We start from the raw sequence: 20,914 nt of genomic DNA on the forward strand, positions 1-20,914 counted from the left end.
TTATGCAAGTTTTACATGTTATTTCCACCTTGAATAAACGTTCCGGTGGGCCCTCCTTAAGTTCTTTTACTTTGGTGAAAGGGCTTCAGCAAATCGGGTTGAATATCGAAATGCTGACTTTTGCCCCTAGGGATGAAAACGAAAAATTGATTTCAGAGGAAGTTTTTATCTGGAAGCTTCCTTACTCTATGTTTCCAAGATGGGAGTATTCGTTGTCAGCTATCAAGTTTTTAAAATATAACCACAAGCAATTTGATATTTTTCATATTCATGGCCTGTGGGAGTTTTTGCCCCATGCCGCGGCCAGGCAGGCCATGAAAACCAATAAACCCTTTGTTTTTACCCTTAGGGGCATGCTGTATCCTTCAGCGCTGAATCACTCCAAAGCAGTGAAGACGGTAGCATCCATGCTTTTTCAAAACAAGGATTTGGCCAGTGCCGCAGTTCTGCACGCCACGTGTGAGGAGGAATACAAGGTCATCAGGTCATTGAATTTTAAAAATCCCGTTGCAATAATCCCCAATCCGATCTCTCTTCCGCCTGAATATAAAACGCTTAAAGAAAAATGCAGGGAAAAAGTTCGATTTGGATTTGTGGGGAGGCTCAATTTTATTAAAAATATTGAAGGGTTAATTTTTTCCTGGAGATTATTGATGAATGAACTGGATGAGGAAAGTGTAGAATTGGTGATTGTGGGCAATGGGGATAATAAATATAAGCGCAAGCTTACAAGTTTGGTGGCTAAAGAGAAATTGAAAAATATTATTTTTTCGGGATTTCTGGACGGTGAGGAGAAAGATGAAATGATCTCCTCTTTCCACTACCTTCTTTTGCCTAGCAAGTCTGAAAATTTTGGAATGGTGGTCACCGAAGCATTATCCAAAGGAGTTCCAGTGATTGCTTCCAAAGGAACGCCTTGGGAGGACTTGGAAACATTTGGCTGTGGATGGTGGGTGGATAATGAGCCATCAAACATCAAATCTTACATATTGAAAGCCTACCATCAAAAGGAGGCAGAAAGAATCCAAATGGGCATTTCAGGACAAAAGTTGGTTAGAAATAAATACAGCCAAGCTGCTGTGGCCGACAATATGAAAGATTTATATAATTGGGTGATGAATAAAGAAACTATACCGCCTGCATTTGTAAAACTTCATTAATGATTGAGCAAATAAACAATATAGAGGTAGATTTATCCAAATACCAAAATCGATTAAGTTTTGGCAATAAAGTGGGTAGGCTATTGTGGACCATAGTTCATCTATTATTAATTAGGCCATTTACCTTGGGGCTATTCAATTCCTATAGGGTGTTTATTTTTAATTTATTCGGTGCAAGTGTATCATATAAGGCGACTGTTAGTGCCAATGCGCGCGTTTGGGCACCTTGGAATTTGATTATGGAACCTTTTTCCTGTCTTGGTCCCAATGTGGACTGTTATAATCCAGGATGTGTCAGAATTGGCAAAAACTCAACAGTTTCTCAAAAAGCATATCTATGCACTGCTACGCACGACATTACTTTAGCGCACCATCCTCTGATAATTTCCCCGATTACGATTAAGGATCAAGTTTGGGTGGCCGCCGATGCATTTATTGGACCCGGGGTGACCATTCACCAAGGGGCAGTGGTAGGAGCGAGGGCGGCTGTTTTTAAAGACGTGGAAGGGTGGTCAGTAGTAGGGGGGAATCCTGCAAAGTTTATAAAAATCAGACAATTGGTAGGTTGAAAATCAGTGTTGTCATATTGACTTTTAATGAGGGAATTCATCTTCAAAGGTGTCTGGATAGTGCCAAATCCATTTCCAACGACATTCATGTAGTTGATTCCTTTTCGACTGACAATACCAGTCATATAGCCAAACAAAATTCAGTAAAGTTCTACCAAAGAAAATGGGAAAACAGCCACGCCAAACAATTGAATTGGGCACTGGCTACGTTGCCCTTTGAAGGTGATTGGATACTTAGGATGGATGCTGATGAATACCTGACCGATGAGCTTATTGAAGAAATGAAAATTAAGTTGCCTCACCTGGATTCCGATGTAAATGGAGTTTATTTGCCCTTGCAAAGGGTTTTCCTGGGTCGCCACATTAAAAGAGGTGGGGCAAATGGGGTGAAAATCATGAGGCTTTTCAGACCTGGAAAGGCATATTCCCAACAGAAATGGATGGATGAGCGGATGGTCGTACCAACTGGCTCTACTACAACCTTTAAAGGCGCTTTTGTAGATGAAAACTTAAATGATATCAGCTGGTGGATTGCAAAACATAATCAATATGCAACTAAGGAAGCAATTGATTTGCTCTCGGCTAGTTTCCGCAACCCAGATTTAAGGGTGCAGGATGATACTTTAAAGCGAAAGACCACCGAAAAGGTTGTCTACAACAAATTACCACTTTTCATCCGAGCCTTCTTATACTTTTTTTATCGCTACTTTATTCAGTTAGGTTTTTTAGACGGCAAGGAGGGGTTTGTATGGCATTTCATGCAAGGTTGGTGGTATAGGACTTTGGTGGACGTGTTATTATTGGAAGTAAGGATCAAATACGGTAAAGACACAGAAGCCATTAAAACATATTTTTTGAAAGAGCATAATATAGACTTTTAAACTTTTGAAGTTATGAAGATTAGCGTTGTCACGGTCAGCTTCAATAGTATCCGGACTATTAAGGACACCATTAATTCGGTACTTGCCCAAGATTATCATGATTTGGAATATATCGTAATCGACGGCAATTCCTGGGATGGTACAGTGGAGATACTCAAGTCAATTGATGATCCTAGGTTAAAATGGATTTCAGAACCCGATAAAGGGATTTATGATGGGATGAACAAAGGTATAAAAATGGCCTCGGGTGAAATAGTAGGGATTTTGAACTCCGATGATTTTTATAAGGATGAGACGGTTGTAAGCCAAATTGCAAAGGAATTTTCCAATTCAAATGCAGAGGCGGTATTTGGTGACGTGAGCTTTGTGAATCCTAAAAAGCTAAATAAAACCGTGCGGTATTACAGTTCCAAATTCTTCAACCCTTCAAAATTTCGGTATGGTTTCATGCCTGCCCATCCCACTTTTTTTACAAGGAAAATATGGTTTGAGGAATTCGGTTATTATCAAACAGACTATAAAATAGCGGCGGATTATGAGCTGCTGACTAGATTTCTTTACAAACACAAGCTCCCATACCGGTATGTTCCTGTAGATATGGTGGTAATGAGAACGGGTGGGGTGAGCAACCGATCCATTGTCAGCAATTACATTTTAAACAAGGAAATCATTCGAGGGTGCAAGGAAAATGGTATTAGGACTTACCTCGGTTTATTGATGTTCAAATATTTCGTAAAAGTTTTTGAATTGGTGCCAAAGTGGAAAGTCTCCTAAAATATGCTAATTTTGGGCTGTTTTAATCTAATTACCATATGCCGAGGCATATAAACGAAACTTGATGAAAGGAATTATTTTAGCTGGAGGCTCTGGCACGCGATTACACCCCCTTACCATATCCGTAAGTAAGCAATTAATGCCTATTTATGACAAGCCCATGGTTTATTATCCGCTTTCGGTGCTTATGTTGTCGGGGATCAAGGAAATCCTGATTATATCCACGCCTCATGATTTACCAGGCTTTGAAAAGTTATTGGGTGACGGAAGTCAATTAGGAATTAAATTAAGGTATGCCGAGCAGCCCTCTCCGGATGGTTTGGCCCAGGCTTTTATTATTGGAGAAGAATTTATAGGCGATGACGATGTCTGCTTGGTTCTAGGTGATAACATTTTCTATGGTGCAGGCTTACCGGGCTTGCTTACCAATTCCGCCAAAGTAGCCGCATCGGAGAAAAAAGGAGTGGTGTTTGGATATTATGTGGAGGATCCAGAAAGATATGGGGTAGCCGAAATTGATGACAATGGCAATGTTTTGAGTATCGAAGAAAAGCCAACAAATCCGAAGTCCAATTATGCAGTGGTCGGCCTATATTACTATCCAAACAATGTAGTTCAATACGCGAAGCAGATTAAGCCTTCAGAGAGAGGGGAGCTAGAAATTACCGCCATTAACCAGATGTATTTAGATGACAAAAATCTAAAACTACAAAAATTGAGCAGGGGATATGCCTGGCTGGATACCGGTACCCATGAATCGATGAGTGAGGCTACTGAATTTGTAAAGGCTGTCGAGAAAAGAACAAGTTTGAAAATTGCCTGTATAGAAGAGGTTGCCTACAGGATGGGGTATATTTCGAAGGATGAATTAAGGGAATTAGGTACACCGTTAGCAAAAAGTACTTATGGGCAATATATTTTGAAAATTGCAGAATAAATTATATAGGTGTTACATGTAGTAGCACCTTTTATTTCTTTATTTTTTTATGACATTAGTTACTGTTCTGATGCCAGTCTATAATGTGGCACCCTGGCTGCCTGAGACTATTAGCTCTATACTTAACCAGACTTTTACAGATTTTGATTTTTTGATTATAAATGATGGAAGTACAGACAATAGCGGAGAAATAATAAACTCTTTTAATGACCCCCGAATTAGATATATTAAAAATAGCCGGAATTTGGGATATATTGAATGTCTCAATTTTGGGCTAAAAAGCATAATTAGCAAATATATAGTCCGGATGGATGCGGATGATATTTCTATGCCAGATCGACTTGCGAAACAAGTTGCCTATATGGAAGCTCATCCAGAAGTAGTAGTATGCGGAGGCAGCAGAATTAATCTGTTTGAGGAAAGTACCCGAAAGCCACAGTTTATTAAGGCAGTTACAGATACAAATCGGCTTTTTATTCAATCTATATTTAATACCTCAATACATCATCCCAGTGCAATTATTCGTACTTCTGTGGTAAAAGAAAATCAACTAGAATATAAGGAGAGGTTTTATTACGCTGAAGATAAGGAGTTTTGGTTGAAGTTGTCGCAATTTGGCGTTTTAGCAAATGTTTCAGACCCTGTTCTATATTATAGAATCCACAGTAAACAGGTGACTTTTTTGTTTTTGGAAACCCAGCGAGCTAACAGCACTACCATCACCCAGGAATTTTTTAATAGAAATGGGATTTGCATACCTGGCCGAAGTTTGAAGGCCCTCAGAAAAATTTGTTACGAGGAATCCTGCACCTCCCTTTCCGAATTAAGAGAGGTTGAAGAGTTAATTTTTTTTATCCTTGAAAAGGCGCTTGCAACAGGTTTAGCCTACTCAAATGAATTGGAGATAGAACTGAAAAAAAGGATGGTTACGATTGTTTCCCGGTCGTCAAGAGTAGGTTTTGAGATGTTTGCCTTTGTGTATAAAAGCAAACTTATTAGTCTTATGCAAATGGGCCCTTCTACCTATTTGAAAATTGGGGCCCGATACTTTTACAAGGGCAACAACCCCTTACCCAAAGGTATTAGAATATAGATGATCCTAAGCGTAATCATATCAGCTTATAATCTAGAAAACTTCATTGGGGAATGTATAGAGTCATTAATGCTTGATTCCGATTGCTATGAATTAATTGTTGTTGATGATGGGTCGAGTGATAAAACAGCGCAGGTTATTAAACAATTTTCGAATTCAAATTCACAAGTCAAATACTTTTACCAAGAAAACAAAGGAGTAGGAGCGGCCAGGAATTTGGGTCTTTCAAAAGCGGATGGGGAGTACGTATGGTTTGTGGATGGGGATGATTTTATAAATACTGTTCAATTTTCCAAAGCTCTTCAAATTGTAAAAAATAGTGAGGAAGATGTGTTAAGCTTTGGGTTTGACCTGGTAGATGAAGCGGGAAGAAAACATGATTGGTTAAATCTGAAACCTGTTTTTGAGAAGTCAATAAGTATGTCAGGCGAGCAGTTTTACCTTCAGAATTTGCGGTTCAACTATGTGTGGCAGTTTATCATTAGAAAGGACTTGTTGCTAAAAAACAACATAACTTTTCTAACTCCTTATAAAATGCAAGATGCAGCATTTTTTCCCCGTCTAATGTATCATGCAACTTTAGTAAAGACAATTGATCTTATATTGGTTAATTACAGGCAAAGATTAAACTCGGCCGTAAATAGCATAAATCCTTCCGATCGCCATTTTTTTTATTTATCAATGCTAGAGGTGGCCAATAGTGTGCAAAGATTCAGAGATAAATTAAAGGAAAATTCGTCCTTTAAAAATGGATTGGAAAAAGCCATAGACAGGTTTAATCAGATGCTGTTTTTAGATTTTATTAGTTCTGACTTTGATATGGAGAAGGAAAGTCAACTGTATAAAATGCTTAAATCGTATGGATTTTTTCCCTTTAAGAGGATTACCGGGTTTACCACCAAGATGAATTTAAAACTGAATTTCTACAGGTCAATTTGCAATACAAATCCACTATTTTTTAAAAAAATATATCGTATAATTAACTGATGGTTGAGGTTGATTCAAATTCAAAAATACACTGCATAGTTCCTAGGCCGCAATCGGCCCATTGTAACCAGATCTTTACCGGTTTTTATACATTGCATAAGATGGGCCTGATTGATATGCAGCTCACAAACCCGAGTCTGGCTAACAATAATATTTTTGATGTGATAGTCAACAATCAAATCAAGGTCAGGTACGATTTGTTGGATGGGTTTAATTGGGGGCTGGGTGAAAGTGATTCCGGAAAATTTGAGCTTTTTAGCAAGCTAACAGGGGATTGTGATTATTACTTTAAAAGAAGCTTCCACCCAATTTTAGAGAATTATGCCAAAGCGTCATGTAAGGTTTTGCCACTGGGCTTCAACCTGAATGTGGTACCCTCATCCTATTATTTTTTAAAGAAAGGACTCTCATCTTTGATTTTCACTCCCAAGGTATTATTAAACTGGCTTTCAAATTTTGCTCAAGACAACATCGAGGAAAAATACTATTCCTATCCGCCAGTTCAAGGAATAAATGTCAATATTTTATTTTATACACGACTTTGGGACCCTGCTGATTATGTAGATAGTTCTGATTTTTCGGATCACTTGGCTCAAATTAATATCACCAGAATTCAATCCCTTCAGACTTGTAGAAAAAATTTTGGCGACCAATTTAAGGGAGGTCTATATGACAGTCCAATAGCTAGAAGGTTGGCTCCAGAGCTAATTCTTAATAGGAGAGCTGTTCGGAAATTGAATTACTTAAAGGAAATGAAGAAAAGTAGCATATGCATCAGTACGGCTGGCCTTCATAATTCCACAGGCTGGAAAATGGCCGAATATATTGCTGCAAGTCGAGCTATTGTATCGGAGCCCTTGCATTATTTGCCGACAGGTAATTTTCAGAAAAACATGAATTACTTGGAATTCCATTCAACTGAAACATTGATTGGTCAAATAGAACAATTGCTAGTCAATCCTGATTTACGGGCACAAATGATGAAAGCTAATCAGGAGTATTATCAAAATTTTTTACGACCAGACCAGCTGGTATTAAATTCCTTAAAGAAAATCCAAGAGTATGCGTGATTTGGTTACAGTGTTGATGCCTGCCTATAATTGTGAAAATTATATTCAGGAGTCTATTGATTCTATCCTGAATCAAACTTTTTCTGATTTCAAATTTTTAATCATTGATGACGGGTCTACCGATGCCACTAAAGAAGTGATCAACTCATATCCTGATCCACGCATCCAGTTTGTAAATAGCCCAACCAACAATGGCTATATACATTGCTTAAATCAGGGGATTGAGATGATTTCCTCTAAATATATAGTCAGGATGGATGCTGATGATATAAGCTTACCTCAAAGGCTGGAAAAGCAAATTGAGTTTATGGAAAAAAACTCAAATATTGCAGTCTGTGGATGCGGTAAAATTAATTTCTTGGATGGCCATCCGGAAACTGAAACGGAAGTTTTTAATATTACAGATTCTAGAGAATTGCTATTTAGCTCCTTATTTAACACCTCCATACCTCATCCCAGTGCGATTATAAGACGATCTATTTTATCTCAGAATAACATTAAATATAATGAGCACTATTATTATGCCGAGGATAAAGCCATGTGGCTTGACCTTTCCAAGTTTGGTGAATTGGCCAATTTACCAGAATATCTGATCAAATATCGGCTTCACAAAAATCAAGTGTCCACCACAAAGCATCTTATGCAAAGGAATAATAGCTTAGAGAAAACTAAGCTTGCTCTTAATGATTACGGGATTGACCTTGCACAGGAAGAAATGGATGCGCTTCATTTTATTTGTTACCCACAATGCTGTACTTCACTAAAAGATCTCTATCAAGTCGAAAGTCTGATCAATAAGATGATCTATTTTTTCAAGATCTCTAATCAGTTTGATATACAATTTGTAGAGAATTTTTTATTCAATAGGTTATTGATGAACGTGACATGGTCCACGCCAATTGGTCTTGAAATTATCGGGTTTATTAAAGGCAGTAAATTCCTGAATTTAAATATGTTTGATGTCAAGTTCTTCGTTAAGTCAATTTTGAAAAGAAAAACTAGAGGGTTATTTCCATGAAAATTGTTTACCTCATATTGGCACATAGGTATCCAGATCAATTGATCAGGTTAGTAAATAAATTGAATACCGAGGATACCCATTTTCTGATACATTTGGATAAAAAAGTTGGGCGTTATGAATATCATTATATTCATAACGCCCTGGCCTCAAATGGTAATGTTGATTTTTTAAAAAGACATACTTGCAATTGGGCTGGATTCGGAATAATGAAGGCAACTTATGAAGGTATAAAATTTTGCGTTGAAAATAACATTGCCTGTGATTACCTCTGCTTGATGAGTGGTCAGGATTATCCAATCAAAAGCAATGGATTTATATTTGATTACTTAAAAGCACATGAAGGTAAGTCATTTATAAACTTTAATTCTTTGCCAAACCCGATTTGGACGAATCACAATGGGGGATTGGAACGGTTAACTAATTGGTATATCATTACCGACAAGCAGCGATATGGATTCCCAAATAACCTATTTAGTTCTAGACCTAGGTTGTCTAAACTATTTAAAAATACGATTGGCAAAGTAATTCCAAAAAGGAAGTTTCCATCAGGTTTCAAACCCTATGGTGGTGCTCAATTTTGGACCTTACATAGTAAACATGTCCGATATGTTTATGACATCATTCAAAGCCATCCTGATTTTTTCAACTTCTTTAAATATGTGATGGTTTCTGACGAGTTTTTGTTTCAAACCATCATGGGCAACTATCCCCAGCAAGCAGAATTGATAAACACTACACTTCATTTTTTGGAATGGGACAGGCCTGGAGCTGTATTGAATTATAAAGACCGTGAAAACCTACGGACAACTGAACATCTTTTTGCCCGCAAATTTGACTGCAACGTGGACGCTGAAATAATCGATTATTTGGATTCACATCTTTTATAAACCTTAATTTATTTTTATGTCTTCTGTTTTAATTACGGGCTCCTCTGGTTTTGTAGGTAAAAATCTGGTCAAGTATTTTCAACTGGATAAAGGTTTTGACATTACGGAGGTTAATAGGTCACCAGCTTTTCCAAATCCAAATTATTTTACGTTTTCAGAATTTTTCTCTGATAACAATCATCAATTTAACCACTATATCCACTTAGCTGGGAAAGCCCATGATGTACACAATGCATCAAGTCCAGAGGAATACTTTGAGGTCAATTTAAAGCTGACCAAGAAAGTTTTTGATAAGTTTCTTCAAGATTCTCAGGCAGAAACCTTTATTTATATAAGCTCCGTAAAAGCGGTTAGGGATTCTATTGAAACTGCCCTTACTGAAGAAATTGAACCCAATCCGCTTTCGGCATATGGGCTGTCGAAATTAAAAGCCGAGCAATATATCCTTGAAAATTGCCCTTCTGATAGGAAAGCAATTATCCTCCGGCCATGTATGATCCACGGTCCTGAAAATAAGGGGAATTTAAACCTATTGTATTCTTTTATTTCCAGAGGCATACCATATCCATTAGGGGCATTTTCAAATTTCCGATCATTTCTCAGTATCGAAAACCTTTGCTTTATTATCATGCAGGTTATTGCCAAGCCCATTGCCACAGGAATATACCATATCTCAGATGACATCCCGTTGAGTACCAGGGATTTGATTGAAATCATGGGCGATTCCACAGGAAAAAGGGCTAGGATTTTACATGTTCCCAAACCAATTATTCGGGGTATTGCTAAAGTAGGTGATTATTTACGCCTTCCCATCAATTCAGAAAGGCTCAAGAAGCTGACAGAAAACTATGTCGTTTCTAATTCAAAACTGACCCGCTCACTACTTGTCGAACTCCCCGTGTCCAGCAAACAAGGACTTTTTCAAACTTTTAAATCTTTTCAAAAGCTATGTATTATCTTTTTGCCATATGCGCTCTTTTAGCCACAGAAATCCTCTACATTCAGTTAGCCAAAAGCTTTAGGATAGTAGATTTACCAACAGACCGGTCTTCCCATAAATATGCTACAGTAAGGGGAGGGGGAGTCATCTTCCCGATAGCATTATTCCTGCCATATTACTTTGGTGAAATCAATTCCAGCTTGGTTTTGGTGGTCCTTTTGGTAGCCGCGATTAGCTTTCTTGACGACATGTTTTCTTTGAGTCAACTGCCGAGGGCTGTAGCTCAAATTGCTGGAACACTTTATCTCTTTTATGATCTGGAAGTTCTTTACCTGGAGTGGTATTATGTATTGATTTGCGCGGTGTTGTTTTTTGGATGGATCAATGCCTACAATTTCATGGATGGGATTAATGGAATATCCGTACTGTACTGTTTGGTAGCTTTGATTTCCTTCAGTGTAATTGAAGCCAATTATATTTATCATGAGACCTTTGCCATCCTGGGGCTGGCTTGTCTTGTTTTTTCATTTTTCAACTTACGCCAAAAAGCTGTTGCTTTTCTGGGGGATGTGGGAAGCATAAGTCTCGCAATTATCCTCGGCTACTTTATGCTTCATACAATTGTGGCAACTGATAACATTTACTATTTATTGTTTTTTGCCATTTATGGAGTGGATGCCATAATTACTATCTTTATAAGATTACTGAAAAGGGAAAACATTCTTAAACCACATCGCTCACACCTGTACCAACAGCTGGCAAATGAGCACGGCAAAAGTCATATTAGGGTCTCCGTCTGTTACGCCTTGGCACAATTATCTCTCAATTTCCTACTGATTTATGGAATCGGTATGGCTAATATGAGCGCAATATTATTTACGCTTGTATTGTGCACAATCTTCTTTTTTTACATCTTGGCAAGAATCAATTACCGGATTAAAACCGTAAGTTGATAGTTAAGAGAGAAACAAAAAAGGCCAGATGTTTAGTCTGGCCTTTTTTGTTTAGGTTAAGATCATTGTGAAAGAATCTTTGCAACTCGAAAGTCATCCTCATCAACCTCCTTGTCATCCACAATGGCACGCTTAATTGGGGTATAAACGATCTTGTTGTTTATAATTCCCGCCATCACGTCTTCTTTTCCATGTATCAACCCCTCTACGGCGGCAACGCCAAGCTTACTAGCCAACAAACGATCGAAGGATGATGGAGACCCTCCTCTTTGAAGATGGCCCAAAATGGTAACCCTGATGTCGTATGTTGGCAAGAACTTTTTCACCTTCTTGGAAATCTCCAATGCTCCACCGCTCTTTCCGCCTTCCGCCACGATTACGATATTGGATTGCTTTTTGGCTTTTGCCCTGGATTTTAGCCTTTCAATAAGGTTTTCCACCGGCATTTTTCGCTCAGGGATCAAAGTAGCAGCAGCGCCACTTCCAATTCCGGCATTCACTGCAATAAAACCTGCATCTCGTCCCATCACCTCTACAAAGAAAAGGCGGTCGTGTGAACTTGCCGTATCCCTAATCTTATCGATTGCTTCTATGGCCGTATTGCAAGCCGTATCAAAGCCTATGGTACTGTCAGTCCCGGAAAGATCATTATCGATGGTGCCCGGAAGGCCTATGGACGGGATTCCAAATTCTTTATAAAACAGGTGCGCACCCGTAAGTGATCCATCACCACCAATGACTACCAGAGCATCAATGCCATGGGATTTCAAGTTGTCATAGGCAGTTTGTCGGCCTTCCGGAGTCCTAAACTCCTGGCTTCTGGCAGACTTGAGAAACGTGCCTCCTCTTTCAAGAATGTAGGCCACATCCCTATTTTCGAGTTTTTTGATGTCATTTTGTATCAATCCTTCATAGCCTCGGAAAATCCCAAAGACCTCCAAATTGTAGTATTTAGCCGATCTTACGACAGCTCTGATGGCGGCGTTCATTCCGGGTGCATCGCCTCCCGAAGTGAGCACACCAATGCGTGTGATCGTTTTGTTTGCCATTTTATTTCGAAATTGTGTTCAGGTGTTTAAACATTAATTCTGCAGACGCCAGGTTGGTGGCCAGGGGTATATGGTGTACGTCACATATGCGCATCAACATCTGTACATCCGGTTCATGAGGGTGTTTGTCCAGTGGGTCCCTGAAGAACACGACCATGTCGAGCTCTTTTTGGGCAGCCATGGCGGCAATTTGTGCATCGCCTCCCAAAGGTCCCGAAAGAACTCGGGTAACTTCAAATCCGGCTTTTTCTATATGTAGTCCTGTGGTGCCTGTGGCGACCAACTGAACGTTTGAACTTTTCAACTTTTGCTTAAAGCCGCTAAGAAAATGAACCATATCGGCTTTCTTGCCATCGTGGGCAATCAGGGCAATTTTCATAGAGAGTGAGTAATAGGTTTAGTTTACCTCTATCGATGCTAGTGCGCATATTCATGGACCGGAGATGGAAGACCGAAGACCGAAGACCGAAAGAGTCCTCATTAGTCCCTCTTCCCTTCACCGTTGGAGCTTACTGGCAATGATGCGGGTTAACAAATAGGTTCTAAAGCTTAAAGTTATAAAAAAACCATTGACCAATAAGCATTCTGCCAAGTGTAAAATGCTTTAATTTTTTGTTATAAGAATATGCTGAGGAAATATTTTGGCTGGAGAGGGGCATGGTTAAGCGCATTAGTATCTTACCCCGGATCCACATCCACCACAAATCTGATCGACCGGAAGGTCTTGTCTCCTTGAAGTTCCTCTATTTGTCGCATTAATTCCTGCTTGAAGTAGGCGGGGACTTGGTGGGACTTGTCGAGCTTGACCAAGATTTCAAAAATGTAGAGGTTTTTGATCTTGCCTATCAGCGCTTTTTCCGGACCGAGAATTATCTTTTTGACTTCTATGCTGTTCAGCAGATTGACTAGATGTTTGGCTCCACGCTCGGCAATGTTATGGTCTTTGTGCTTTACACTTATTTTAATGGCCTTAATGAATGGGGGATAGAAGAAATTTTTTCTCTCCCCCATTTCCTGCAGGTAAAAATTCCGGTAGTCCCCCTTGATGATTGATTGGTAGATAGGATTATCAGGTTGGCGGGTTTGGATGATCACCGAACCGGTTTTTTCTCTCCGCCCGGCCCTGCCGGCCACTTGGGTAATTTGTTGGAAGGCTCTTTCTCCGGCACGGTAATCCGGGAAATAGAGTATTCTGTCAGCATCCACGATGCCCACTACAGTCACCTTGTCAAAGTCCAGTCCCTTGGTAACCATTTGGGTGCCCACCAAGATGTCAATATTGCCTTGACCGAAATTTTCCAGGAGTTTTTGAAACCCATATTTGCTGCGGGTGGTGTCCATGTCCATTCTAGCGATTCTGGCTTCTGGAAAAAGCATGGACAAATTTTCCTCTATGCGCTCGGTACCTTGCCCCACCGTGGTAATGGATACACTGCCGCAGGCTTCACATTTTTTGGGAAGCTTTTCCTTAAATCCACAGTAATGACACCGCATTTCCTCGCCAAACTGGTGATAGGTGAGGCTCACATCACAATGCTCACATTCGGGAATCCAGCCGCATTCCTCGCAATTCACAAAAGGAGCGTAGCCTCGGCGGTTTTGAAAGATGATGACCTGTTCCTGATTGTTGAGAGCGGCCTGTATCTTTTCCCTAAGCTGTCGCGTGGTGTCAAGTTTGAGTAAATTTTTTTTCTTGTCACTCAAAATATCCGACAAGACAAAATCAGGCAACTGGGCATTTCCATACCTATGGGCCATTTCCACCAAACCATATTTTTGTTGGCGGGCATTGTAGTAGGACTCAAATGAAGGCGTAGCGCTGCCCAATAGTACCTTGGCTTGATGCAGGTAGCCCAACATAATGGCGGCATCTCGAGCATGAAATCGCGGTGCCGGGTCAAATTGCTTGTAGCTGGTCTCGTGTTCCTCATCCACAATGATAAGTCCGAGGCTGTCAAAAGGCAAAAAGATGGAAGAGCGCACCCCAACCACCAATGGAAAACGACCGCTCAGCACGCCCTGCCATACTTCCACGCGTTCATTGTCGGAATATTTGGAGTGGAAGACGCCCATTTTGCTTCCAAAAACTTTTTGTAGTCTATTAACAATCTGGGTGGTAAGTGCAATTTCAGGTAATAAAAATAAAACCTGAGAACCACTGTCAAGCACTTCTTCTATCAACTTTATGTAAATCTCAGTTTTCCCGCTGCCGGTGATTCCATGGAGCAGCACGGTCTGCTTTTCTTCAAAATGGGCCTTGATGGCTTGCATAGATTGGTCCTGCGCATCGGATAATTCCACCAGCTTTGGCTCATCCACCTGAAGTCCATCAAATCTGCTGATCACCTTTTTAAATTCCTCAAACACCCCGTATTTGACCATTGTTTTGACAGTGCTAGGAGAAGACCCTGTTTCCAACAGGAGTTTTTTATCTACCCCAGCCTCATTCAATTCAGGTTTTTGATAAATGGGCACCATTTGAAGATAACGCAGGAGCAATTCTTCCTGCTTGGCTTTTTTGGAAAGGAGCTCGAAAAGCCCTTCTAAGGCCGCTTTTTCTTCAATGAATTTCCCATGTAACCTTATCCTGTTTTCTATCTTGGGGGAGAATTTCTCCTTTACTTGGTCAAAAATCAGCACAGCCTCTTTGGCCACAAGGCTTTTGATGATATGGTGAGCTGATTTTAGCTGCAGGAGCTTCCCACATTCCTCGTAACTAAGCTCATCCTTAGTTTCCAATTGATCCAAAATGACCTGTTCCCTAGGATCCATGGGGTATTTGGTTTCGTAAGGGTCAAAATTGGGGTTGAGCTGGATTTTGCTTTCACTGCTTAATTTGAGCCCAGATGGCAGTGCGGCATTCATCACCTCCCCTATATGGCAACAGTAGTATTCAGACATCCAGGTCCAAAACTTGATCTGGAGCGGATTGACGGTAGGGTTGCTATCCAAAAGTTCCAATAGGGGTTTGGCCTCATATTCCTTTGGGGGTTTTTGATGCACCCTGCCAATGATGCCCGTCAACACTTTTCTTTTCCCGAAATGCACCATCACGCGCTGGCCAATTTGAATTTCAGCCAAGAGCTCTTTTTGGATTTTATAGGTAAACATTTTGGGAATCGGGACCGGAAGGATTACATCCGCAAAATGGCCACCTTGGGCCGATTCAGAATTGTCGAATAAGGTGTTCTCAAACATTTAATTCAGCTTAGGTAATTGTTTCAAGGCCTCTTCTACTGTTTCTACAGGCTGTTTGCAGGTCTTATTAAAGCAGACATAAAAACGTGAACCTGTTTCTGGGACAGTTTTGCCTTCCAAGAGTGGGGGAGTGGAAGATTCCACTTTTGAGAAACTGAAAACAACATTAGGGTGGAGTGATTTGACAAGCCTTTCCGCTTGCTTCTTGGCACTTGGGCCCATTATAGCTATCTCGCCTGTAGGCAAATGCATCTCCATGTAATGTTGAGCCCAATGGGCCATAAAAGCGGGATCAGATAGGATAAGCTTTTGCACCATTCCCAGCATCTTTTTGGAAAGGTCCAGATATTCCTCATTGTAATAATACAGACCTAAGAAATGAAGATTTCTGGCCATTTTGGAATTGCTTGATGGGATTACATTATCGAAAAGCTCTTTTTTATTGGCAATAAGTTTTTCCGATTTTGGATTGTTGAAAAAGAATAGGGGTTCCTTCTGGTCAAGAAATTCATCCATAACCACTGCAGTCATCTCACGGCTTAATTCAATCCATTTTATATCCCCCGTCATTTGATAAACTTTGATGTTTGCCTCTATTGTTGTGGCGTAATCTTCCAGGAAGGCGCTGTTGTAGGCGGTCCCTTCTTTGTAAACTCTATAGAGTTTTTTGTCGGTGTATAATTTGTCTGCGATGAAATTAGCCGCATTAAGAGCCAAATTTCTATACTCCTCTTTTCCACAGGCGAAATAGCAATCAACAAGCCCAGTAATGGTTAACGCATTCCAGCCGGTCAAAATCTTGTCATCCAAGCCTGGTTTTACCCTGTTTTGACGATGTGTGAAAAGTTTATGCTTTATCCCCTTCAATTTGGTATGTAGGTCTGTTTCCGTAAAGCCATACTTCTGAGAAATTTGGTCGTATTCCTGGGTTTGAAATAGAATGTTGGTGCCTTCTTCCCAGTTTCCTGCATCCTTAATGTTGTAGAGGTCTTTAAACCACTCAAAATCCTCCCCAAGCATATCCTCCAGATCGTTTGCCTTCCAAGTATAGAACTTTCCTTCTACTCCCTCACTGTCGGCATCAATGGCAGCATTAAAGCCACCTTCAGGCTGAAGCATATCATTTTTAAGCCATGCTATGGTTTCACAGATCTTTTCCAAGAAAAAGCTGTCATCACTGGCTTGGTAGGCCTTGGCATACATGGATAAAAGTTGACCGTTGTCGTAGAGCATTTTTTCAAAATGTGGGGCAAACCACTCGGCGTCTACCGAATATCTTGCAAATCCACCTCCGACATGGTCATAGATGCCTCCCATTCCGATTTTTTTGAGCGTAAACAATACCTGATCTCTTACCTCCAAATTGTCGGAAAGCCTAGAGTAGCTCAACAGAAATTCCCAGATTGCGGGCATGGGGAACTTAGGGCTCCTTGAGAGACCTCCCCATTGGCCATCAAATTGCTTTAGGATCTCTTCAGCTGCTTTGTGTATGACCTCATCAGTGGTCTGTATGGTTTCATCGGAAAGCCCATATTTATCCTTTTCCAACCTACTCAAGGTTTCCCCAAAGCCATCTGCACTTTCAGCCAGCTTATCATAGTGCTCATCAAATGCCTGGGTAATGTTTTTCAATAAAGCCTTAAAGTTTTTATTGGGAAAATAAGTGCCTCCATAAAAAGGCTTTTGGTTTGGCAAAAGAAAAACATTTAAGGGCCAGCCGCCATTGAGCCCCATAGCCTGCACAGCATCCATGTAGATGTTGTCCAGATCTGGCCGCTCCTCACGGTCAATTTTGATACATACAAAGTGCTCATTCATCAACTTCGCGGTAGCCTCATCCTCAAAGCTTTCTTTTTCCATCACATGGCACCAATGACAGGCTGAATAGCCAATACTGACCAGAATGGGCTTGTTTTGAGACACGGCCTGCTGCAAAGCATCCTCATTCCACTCCTGCCAATCCACCGGGTTGTAGGCGTGCTGGAGAAGGTATGGGCTTTTGCTATGAATGAGTCGGTTAGCGTTTTTCATGGGTGTTAAGCTGGTTAAGGATCGTTTGTTTTTCCGATTTAAAGTCAAGGCTTTCAGGAAGCTGTTCAATCTTCAGTAACAATTTTTTCAAAAATTTCTGGTGTCCCTCAGAGTCTGGATTGAATGGCTTATGCGCCAAATCCTTTTGAATGGAAGTGATCACCTGGTTTAATTGTTTTTCTTCTTCCTTCAAAAATGCATTTTCAAATTTCTCCCAAATGTAATCTTCTGCCATAGGGGTGACGTGAAGCAAGTCCGACTGGTAGAAACGGTAGTCCCGTAGATCATCCATCACCAATTCGTAGCTGGGGAAATAATGTACGTTTGCAAATTTGGAGCTGAGCTGATGGCTTAGCACCCTCAGAAGACTTTTGCTCACCTGGTTTTCAGGTATCCCGTCTTTGATATGACGTACTGGGCTTACTGTAAAGATCAACTGGATCTTCGGATTGACGGAAAGGAGTATAGCGTGAAGTTCTTCAAAAGACTCGATGTTTGCCTCCAGGCTCAGCAACCGTTTGCTAAAGTTTTTTGCGGGCTGCTTATGGCAATTGGCCACTAGCTGGCCTGAATCCAAATGCTTATATACGAATGAAGTACCTAGCGTGATAAAAAGATGGGAAGCCTGCGTTAAGTACTCTTTAGTTGCGCTTAGCTTTTCCTCAATTATTTTTCCCAGCAACTCCTTAGATCCGGCTTTGATTTCCGAGTGGACATGATAATGTAAATGTAGCCCGTTAGTTTCAAGCCTTAGAATTGGATCCAGCTCCTTATTGAGAAGAGCGCTCTTCAAAAGGTGAAAAAGGGAAATGGGGTTAAATATAATCCCAAATGGATTGGATAGAATTTGGTATTTTCTTTCCCCAAGCTTGTGTCCCAGCATGTTGGCAAAGCAGGAACCTACCGAAATTATTTTTTGGGAGTGGGTTAGGGGTTGCTGAAAAGTGGGGATGGGAAAAGTGGTGCGAAAATTCATATTATAAAAATAAGAATTTCAGCTTGAATGAGCCATAAAAAAAGCTAAGAACATACGTCCTTAGCTTTCTATTGGGGAAATAAAACAGTGCTTATTCGGCAACTACTTCAAATTTCACGTTAGTTTTTACTTCTCTGTGAAGGTCGATCTCAGCTTCGTATTCACCGGCTCCAACTACTGGAGAAGTGATTGCGATTTTCTTTCTGTCCACGTTGATGCCGTTGTTGGCAAGAGCGTCAGAAATCTGAAGAGTAGTAACCTTACCGAAGATTTTACCTGAATCACCGATTTTAGCTTTGATCTCCAAAGTGATTTTTTCGATCTGAGCAGCTATGTTTTCAGCTTCAGTTTTGATTTTTTCTGCTTTGTGAGCAGCTTGCTTGATATTTTCAGCTAGGATTTTCTTGTTAGAAGAAGTGGCCAAAACAGCAAAACCTTGTGGGATAAGGTAGTTTCTACCATAACCCGGCTTTACGGATACCAAGTCGTTCTTATAGCCAAGTCCTTTTATATCTGTTTTTAATATAACGTCCATTGTCTTATTGATTTATAAATAGTTGATAGAAACCGGATTATTTCAACCCGTCAGTCACGTAAGGCAACAAGGCAAGGTGTCTTGCTTTCTTGATAGCTGTAGCAACTTTTCTTTGGAATTTGGCAGAGTTTCCTGTCAATCTTCTTGGAAGGATCTTGCCCTGCTCATTTACAAACTTCAATAAGAAGTTAGGATCTTTGTAATCGATATACTTGATGCCGTGCTTCTTGAATCGGCAGTATTTCTTTCTATTTTCTCCTCTGTTGATTGGTTCGTTCTTAAGTGTCATTTTGCAGCTTCCTCCTTAACTTCAGATTTTTTGTTAAATTCACCTTTTCTTCTTCTTTCTGCATAAGCCATAGAATGCTTATCCATTACAGTGGTCAAGAAACGCATAACTTTCTCGTCTCTTCTGAACTCAAGCTCAAATTTCTTGATGATCTGTGGATCGGCGTTGAATTCAACCATAACATAAAAACCGGTGCTTTTTTTCTGAATTGGGTAAGCCATTTTCTTAAGGCCCCAGTTCTCAACATTCACGATTTCTGCCCCCTCTTCTTTTAACAAGTTCACGAACTTGTCTACGGTATCCTTCATCTGAACATCAGACAAAACGGGAGTTAAAATGAATACCGTTTCATAACTTTTTTGGAACATTTGTTTTTTCGTTTAATTTTAGAATATTTAAACAGACCGCAAAAGTATCACTTTCTAGTAAATAATCAAAATAGGTAGGGCAAATAATAGCCCTTCTCAGACCCATAAAACGAAAAAATCACGGGAGCTTTAAGTCCCGTGATATACTAATTCACCATCTCAGGTTTTCCTTTGGCTTGGAAACCTTACGACACTTTGCGGTCAAAGTCAGCTTTATCTCTGTGCCCCCGCGGGTATTTTTTTTCAATTACCTCACTTCAAACTCCCTGTTCCCAATTTGAAACCCATCGGCAAAAATCCTAACCTTGTAAGTGCCGGGCGCATAATCGGAGCCTTTCTCATAATAATAGGTTAGCTTTTGGCTGGAATTGTTATAAAGAATATCCTGCTTGGCAGTAAAGAATTCTTCTTTTCCCTCAAGGTCAAATGTGCCAGAACCTCTAGCTATGTCAAAGATCACTTGATTATTAGGAGCGATCACCTGCACAAAGATGTCCTTGGTACCCGCTGGGGTCAGGTCATTTTCCGTTAAGTCAAAAGAGATTTTAAGCTTGTCCAGCTGGCGGTTTCTGAAATTGTCTTCCCGCTCCCGTCCCCTGGAGTTGACGGCCGCCACTACGATGTTTTCAGCGCGTAGCCGTTCAGCTTTGGTGACTTTTTCGGTCAGTTGTTGCTGCTTGATATTGAGCTGGGCTACTTCCTCTTCAATCTCCGCCTGAGTGGATTTGAGCTGCTTGTTTTCTGAATAGAGTTCCTGATTTTGCTCACGCAACGCCAAAATTTCAGAATCTTTTTCACGGAGTAGGGTGGAGTAACCGTCAATTTTACGGTTTAGACTTGCAATCTCAGTCGCTGAGCGCTTGCGGTCAGTGGTCCTTTCCTCGATTAGTTGATCCCTGATCTGCTTGAGGGAGTCCACATCACCACCCAGGGTTTCGATCTCGTCGATACGGAGGGTGAGTTGGTAGGTCATAGAATCCAGCCTCAGGTTGAGATCATTGTTTTCCTCAGAAAGAATGATGATTTCCTCTGATTTTTTATTTTTGTCCTGGTGATCCATATACAATTTGACACCACTGACAATCACCAAAATGATCAAGACGATGATAAGAATATTCTTGCCCTTTTCGGTGTTTGGAGCTTTTCCCGAAGGAGTGTTGTTACTCATAATTGCTTTGTAGAAACTAAGTTATATT

The 20,914-nt window shown here is 40.4% G+C and carries 21 protein-coding genes; 12 read left to right on the top strand and 9 right to left on the bottom strand.

The features are described from left to right. Window positions 1–2: 2 nt before the first annotated feature. The 12 genes from KI659_RS04085 (at window position 3) to KI659_RS04140 (ending at window position 11,272) form a co-directional block, all read left to right on the top strand. Entirely contained in the window at window positions 3–1,160 is a 1,158-nt protein-coding gene (locus KI659_RS04085; protein ID WP_213944052.1) for a glycosyltransferase, read from the top strand. Then, window positions 1,160–1,729 carry an LbetaH domain-containing protein gene (locus tag KI659_RS04090; RefSeq protein WP_213944053.1) on the top strand — a complete coding sequence of 190 codons (570 nt, stop codon included), beginning with the start codon at window positions 1,160–1,162 and terminating at the stop codon, window positions 1,727–1,729. The genes KI659_RS04085 and KI659_RS04090 overlap by 1 nt, the downstream gene beginning before the upstream one ends. Beyond that, window positions 1,726–2,610, top strand: coding sequence for a glycosyltransferase family 2 protein (locus KI659_RS04095; protein WP_213944054.1), 885 nt, complete (start codon window positions 1,726–1,728; stop codon window positions 2,608–2,610). The genes KI659_RS04090 and KI659_RS04095 overlap by 4 nt, the downstream gene beginning before the upstream one ends. 12 nt (window positions 2,611–2,622) lie before the next feature. After that, window positions 2,623–3,384, top strand: coding sequence for a glycosyltransferase family 2 protein (locus KI659_RS04100; protein WP_213944055.1), 762 nt, complete (start codon window positions 2,623–2,625; stop codon window positions 3,382–3,384). Window positions 3,385–3,448: 64 nt separating this feature from the next. Then, complete coding sequence (gene rfbA / locus KI659_RS04105) at window positions 3,449–4,321, top strand: glucose-1-phosphate thymidylyltransferase RfbA (RefSeq protein ID WP_213944056.1); 873 nt, start codon at window positions 3,449–3,451, stop codon at window positions 4,319–4,321. A gap of 49 nt (window positions 4,322–4,370) precedes the next feature. Continuing rightward, window positions 4,371–5,414 (top strand): glycosyltransferase family 2 protein, encoded by a 1,044-nt coding sequence (locus tag KI659_RS04110; protein WP_213944057.1) that lies wholly within the window; start codon window positions 4,371–4,373, stop codon window positions 5,412–5,414. After that, entirely contained in the window at window positions 5,415–6,401 is a 987-nt protein-coding gene (locus tag KI659_RS04115; protein WP_213944058.1) for a glycosyltransferase, read from the top strand. Window positions 6,402–6,502: 101 nt separating this feature from the next. Further along, entirely contained in the window at window positions 6,503–7,471 is a 969-nt protein-coding gene (locus tag KI659_RS04120; RefSeq protein ID WP_213944059.1) for a glycosyltransferase, read from the top strand. Then, window positions 7,464–8,489 (top strand): glycosyltransferase family 2 protein, encoded by a 1,026-nt coding sequence (locus tag KI659_RS04125; RefSeq protein ID WP_213944060.1) that lies wholly within the window; start codon window positions 7,464–7,466, stop codon window positions 8,487–8,489. Before KI659_RS04120 ends, KI659_RS04125 begins: the two co-directional genes overlap by 8 nt. Beyond that, window positions 8,486–9,379, top strand: coding sequence for a beta-1,6-N-acetylglucosaminyltransferase (locus KI659_RS04130; RefSeq protein ID WP_213944061.1), 894 nt, complete (start codon window positions 8,486–8,488; stop codon window positions 9,377–9,379). Before KI659_RS04125 ends, KI659_RS04130 begins: the two co-directional genes overlap by 4 nt. 16 nt (window positions 9,380–9,395) lie before the next feature. Next, entirely contained in the window at window positions 9,396–10,361 is a 966-nt protein-coding gene (locus KI659_RS04135) for an NAD-dependent epimerase/dehydratase family protein (RefSeq protein WP_213944062.1), read from the top strand. Next, a complete protein-coding gene (locus KI659_RS04140) occupies window positions 10,328–11,272 on the top strand; it encodes an MraY family glycosyltransferase (protein ID WP_213944063.1) in 945 nt (314 codons plus the stop codon). The genes KI659_RS04135 and KI659_RS04140 overlap by 34 nt, the downstream gene beginning before the upstream one ends. 62 nt (window positions 11,273–11,334) lie before the next feature. Here KI659_RS04140 and pfkA read toward each other — a convergent pair whose 3' ends face one another. The 9 genes from pfkA to KI659_RS04185 form a co-directional block, all read right to left on the bottom strand. Then, window positions 11,335–12,321, bottom strand: coding sequence for a 6-phosphofructokinase (pfkA, locus tag KI659_RS04145; RefSeq protein ID WP_213944064.1), 987 nt, complete (start codon window positions 12,319–12,321; stop codon window positions 11,335–11,337). 1 nt (window position 12,322) lies between these two features. Further along, complete coding sequence (locus tag KI659_RS04150; protein ID WP_213944065.1) at window positions 12,323–12,700, bottom strand: methylglyoxal synthase; 378 nt, start codon at window positions 12,698–12,700, stop codon at window positions 12,323–12,325. Between the two features lie 299 nt (window positions 12,701–12,999). Next, entirely contained in the window at window positions 13,000–15,519 is a 2,520-nt protein-coding gene (gene priA, locus KI659_RS04155; RefSeq protein WP_213944066.1) for a replication restart helicase PriA, read from the bottom strand. After that, a complete protein-coding gene (locus tag KI659_RS04160; protein WP_213944067.1) occupies window positions 15,520–17,550 on the bottom strand; it encodes a thioredoxin domain-containing protein in 2,031 nt (676 codons plus the stop codon). Next, window positions 17,537–18,526, bottom strand: a complete 990-nt coding sequence (locus KI659_RS04165; protein WP_213944068.1) for a GSCFA domain-containing protein — start codon at window positions 18,524–18,526, stop codon at window positions 17,537–17,539. Before KI659_RS04165 ends, KI659_RS04160 begins: the two co-directional genes overlap by 14 nt. Window positions 18,527–18,617: 91 nt before the next feature. After that, complete coding sequence (gene rplI, locus KI659_RS04170; RefSeq protein WP_213944069.1) at window positions 18,618–19,061, bottom strand: 50S ribosomal protein L9; 444 nt, start codon at window positions 19,059–19,061, stop codon at window positions 18,618–18,620. Between the two features lie 37 nt (window positions 19,062–19,098). After that, entirely contained in the window at window positions 19,099–19,350 is a 252-nt protein-coding gene (rpsR, locus tag KI659_RS04175) for a 30S ribosomal protein S18 (protein ID WP_143960718.1), read from the bottom strand. After that, window positions 19,347–19,718, bottom strand: coding sequence for a 30S ribosomal protein S6 (gene rpsF / locus KI659_RS04180; RefSeq protein ID WP_213944070.1), 372 nt, complete (start codon window positions 19,716–19,718; stop codon window positions 19,347–19,349). The genes rpsR and rpsF overlap by 4 nt, the downstream gene beginning before the upstream one ends. Window positions 19,719–19,965: 247 nt before the next feature. Beyond that, window positions 19,966–20,886, bottom strand: coding sequence for a hypothetical protein (locus KI659_RS04185; protein WP_213944071.1), 921 nt, complete (start codon window positions 20,884–20,886; stop codon window positions 19,966–19,968). Window positions 20,887–20,914: the final 28 nt, after the last annotated feature.

It is taken from the genome of Litoribacter ruber (genome assembly GCF_018449405.1).
GTDB lineage: Bacteria > Bacteroidota > Bacteroidia > Cytophagales > Cyclobacteriaceae > Litoribacter > Litoribacter ruber.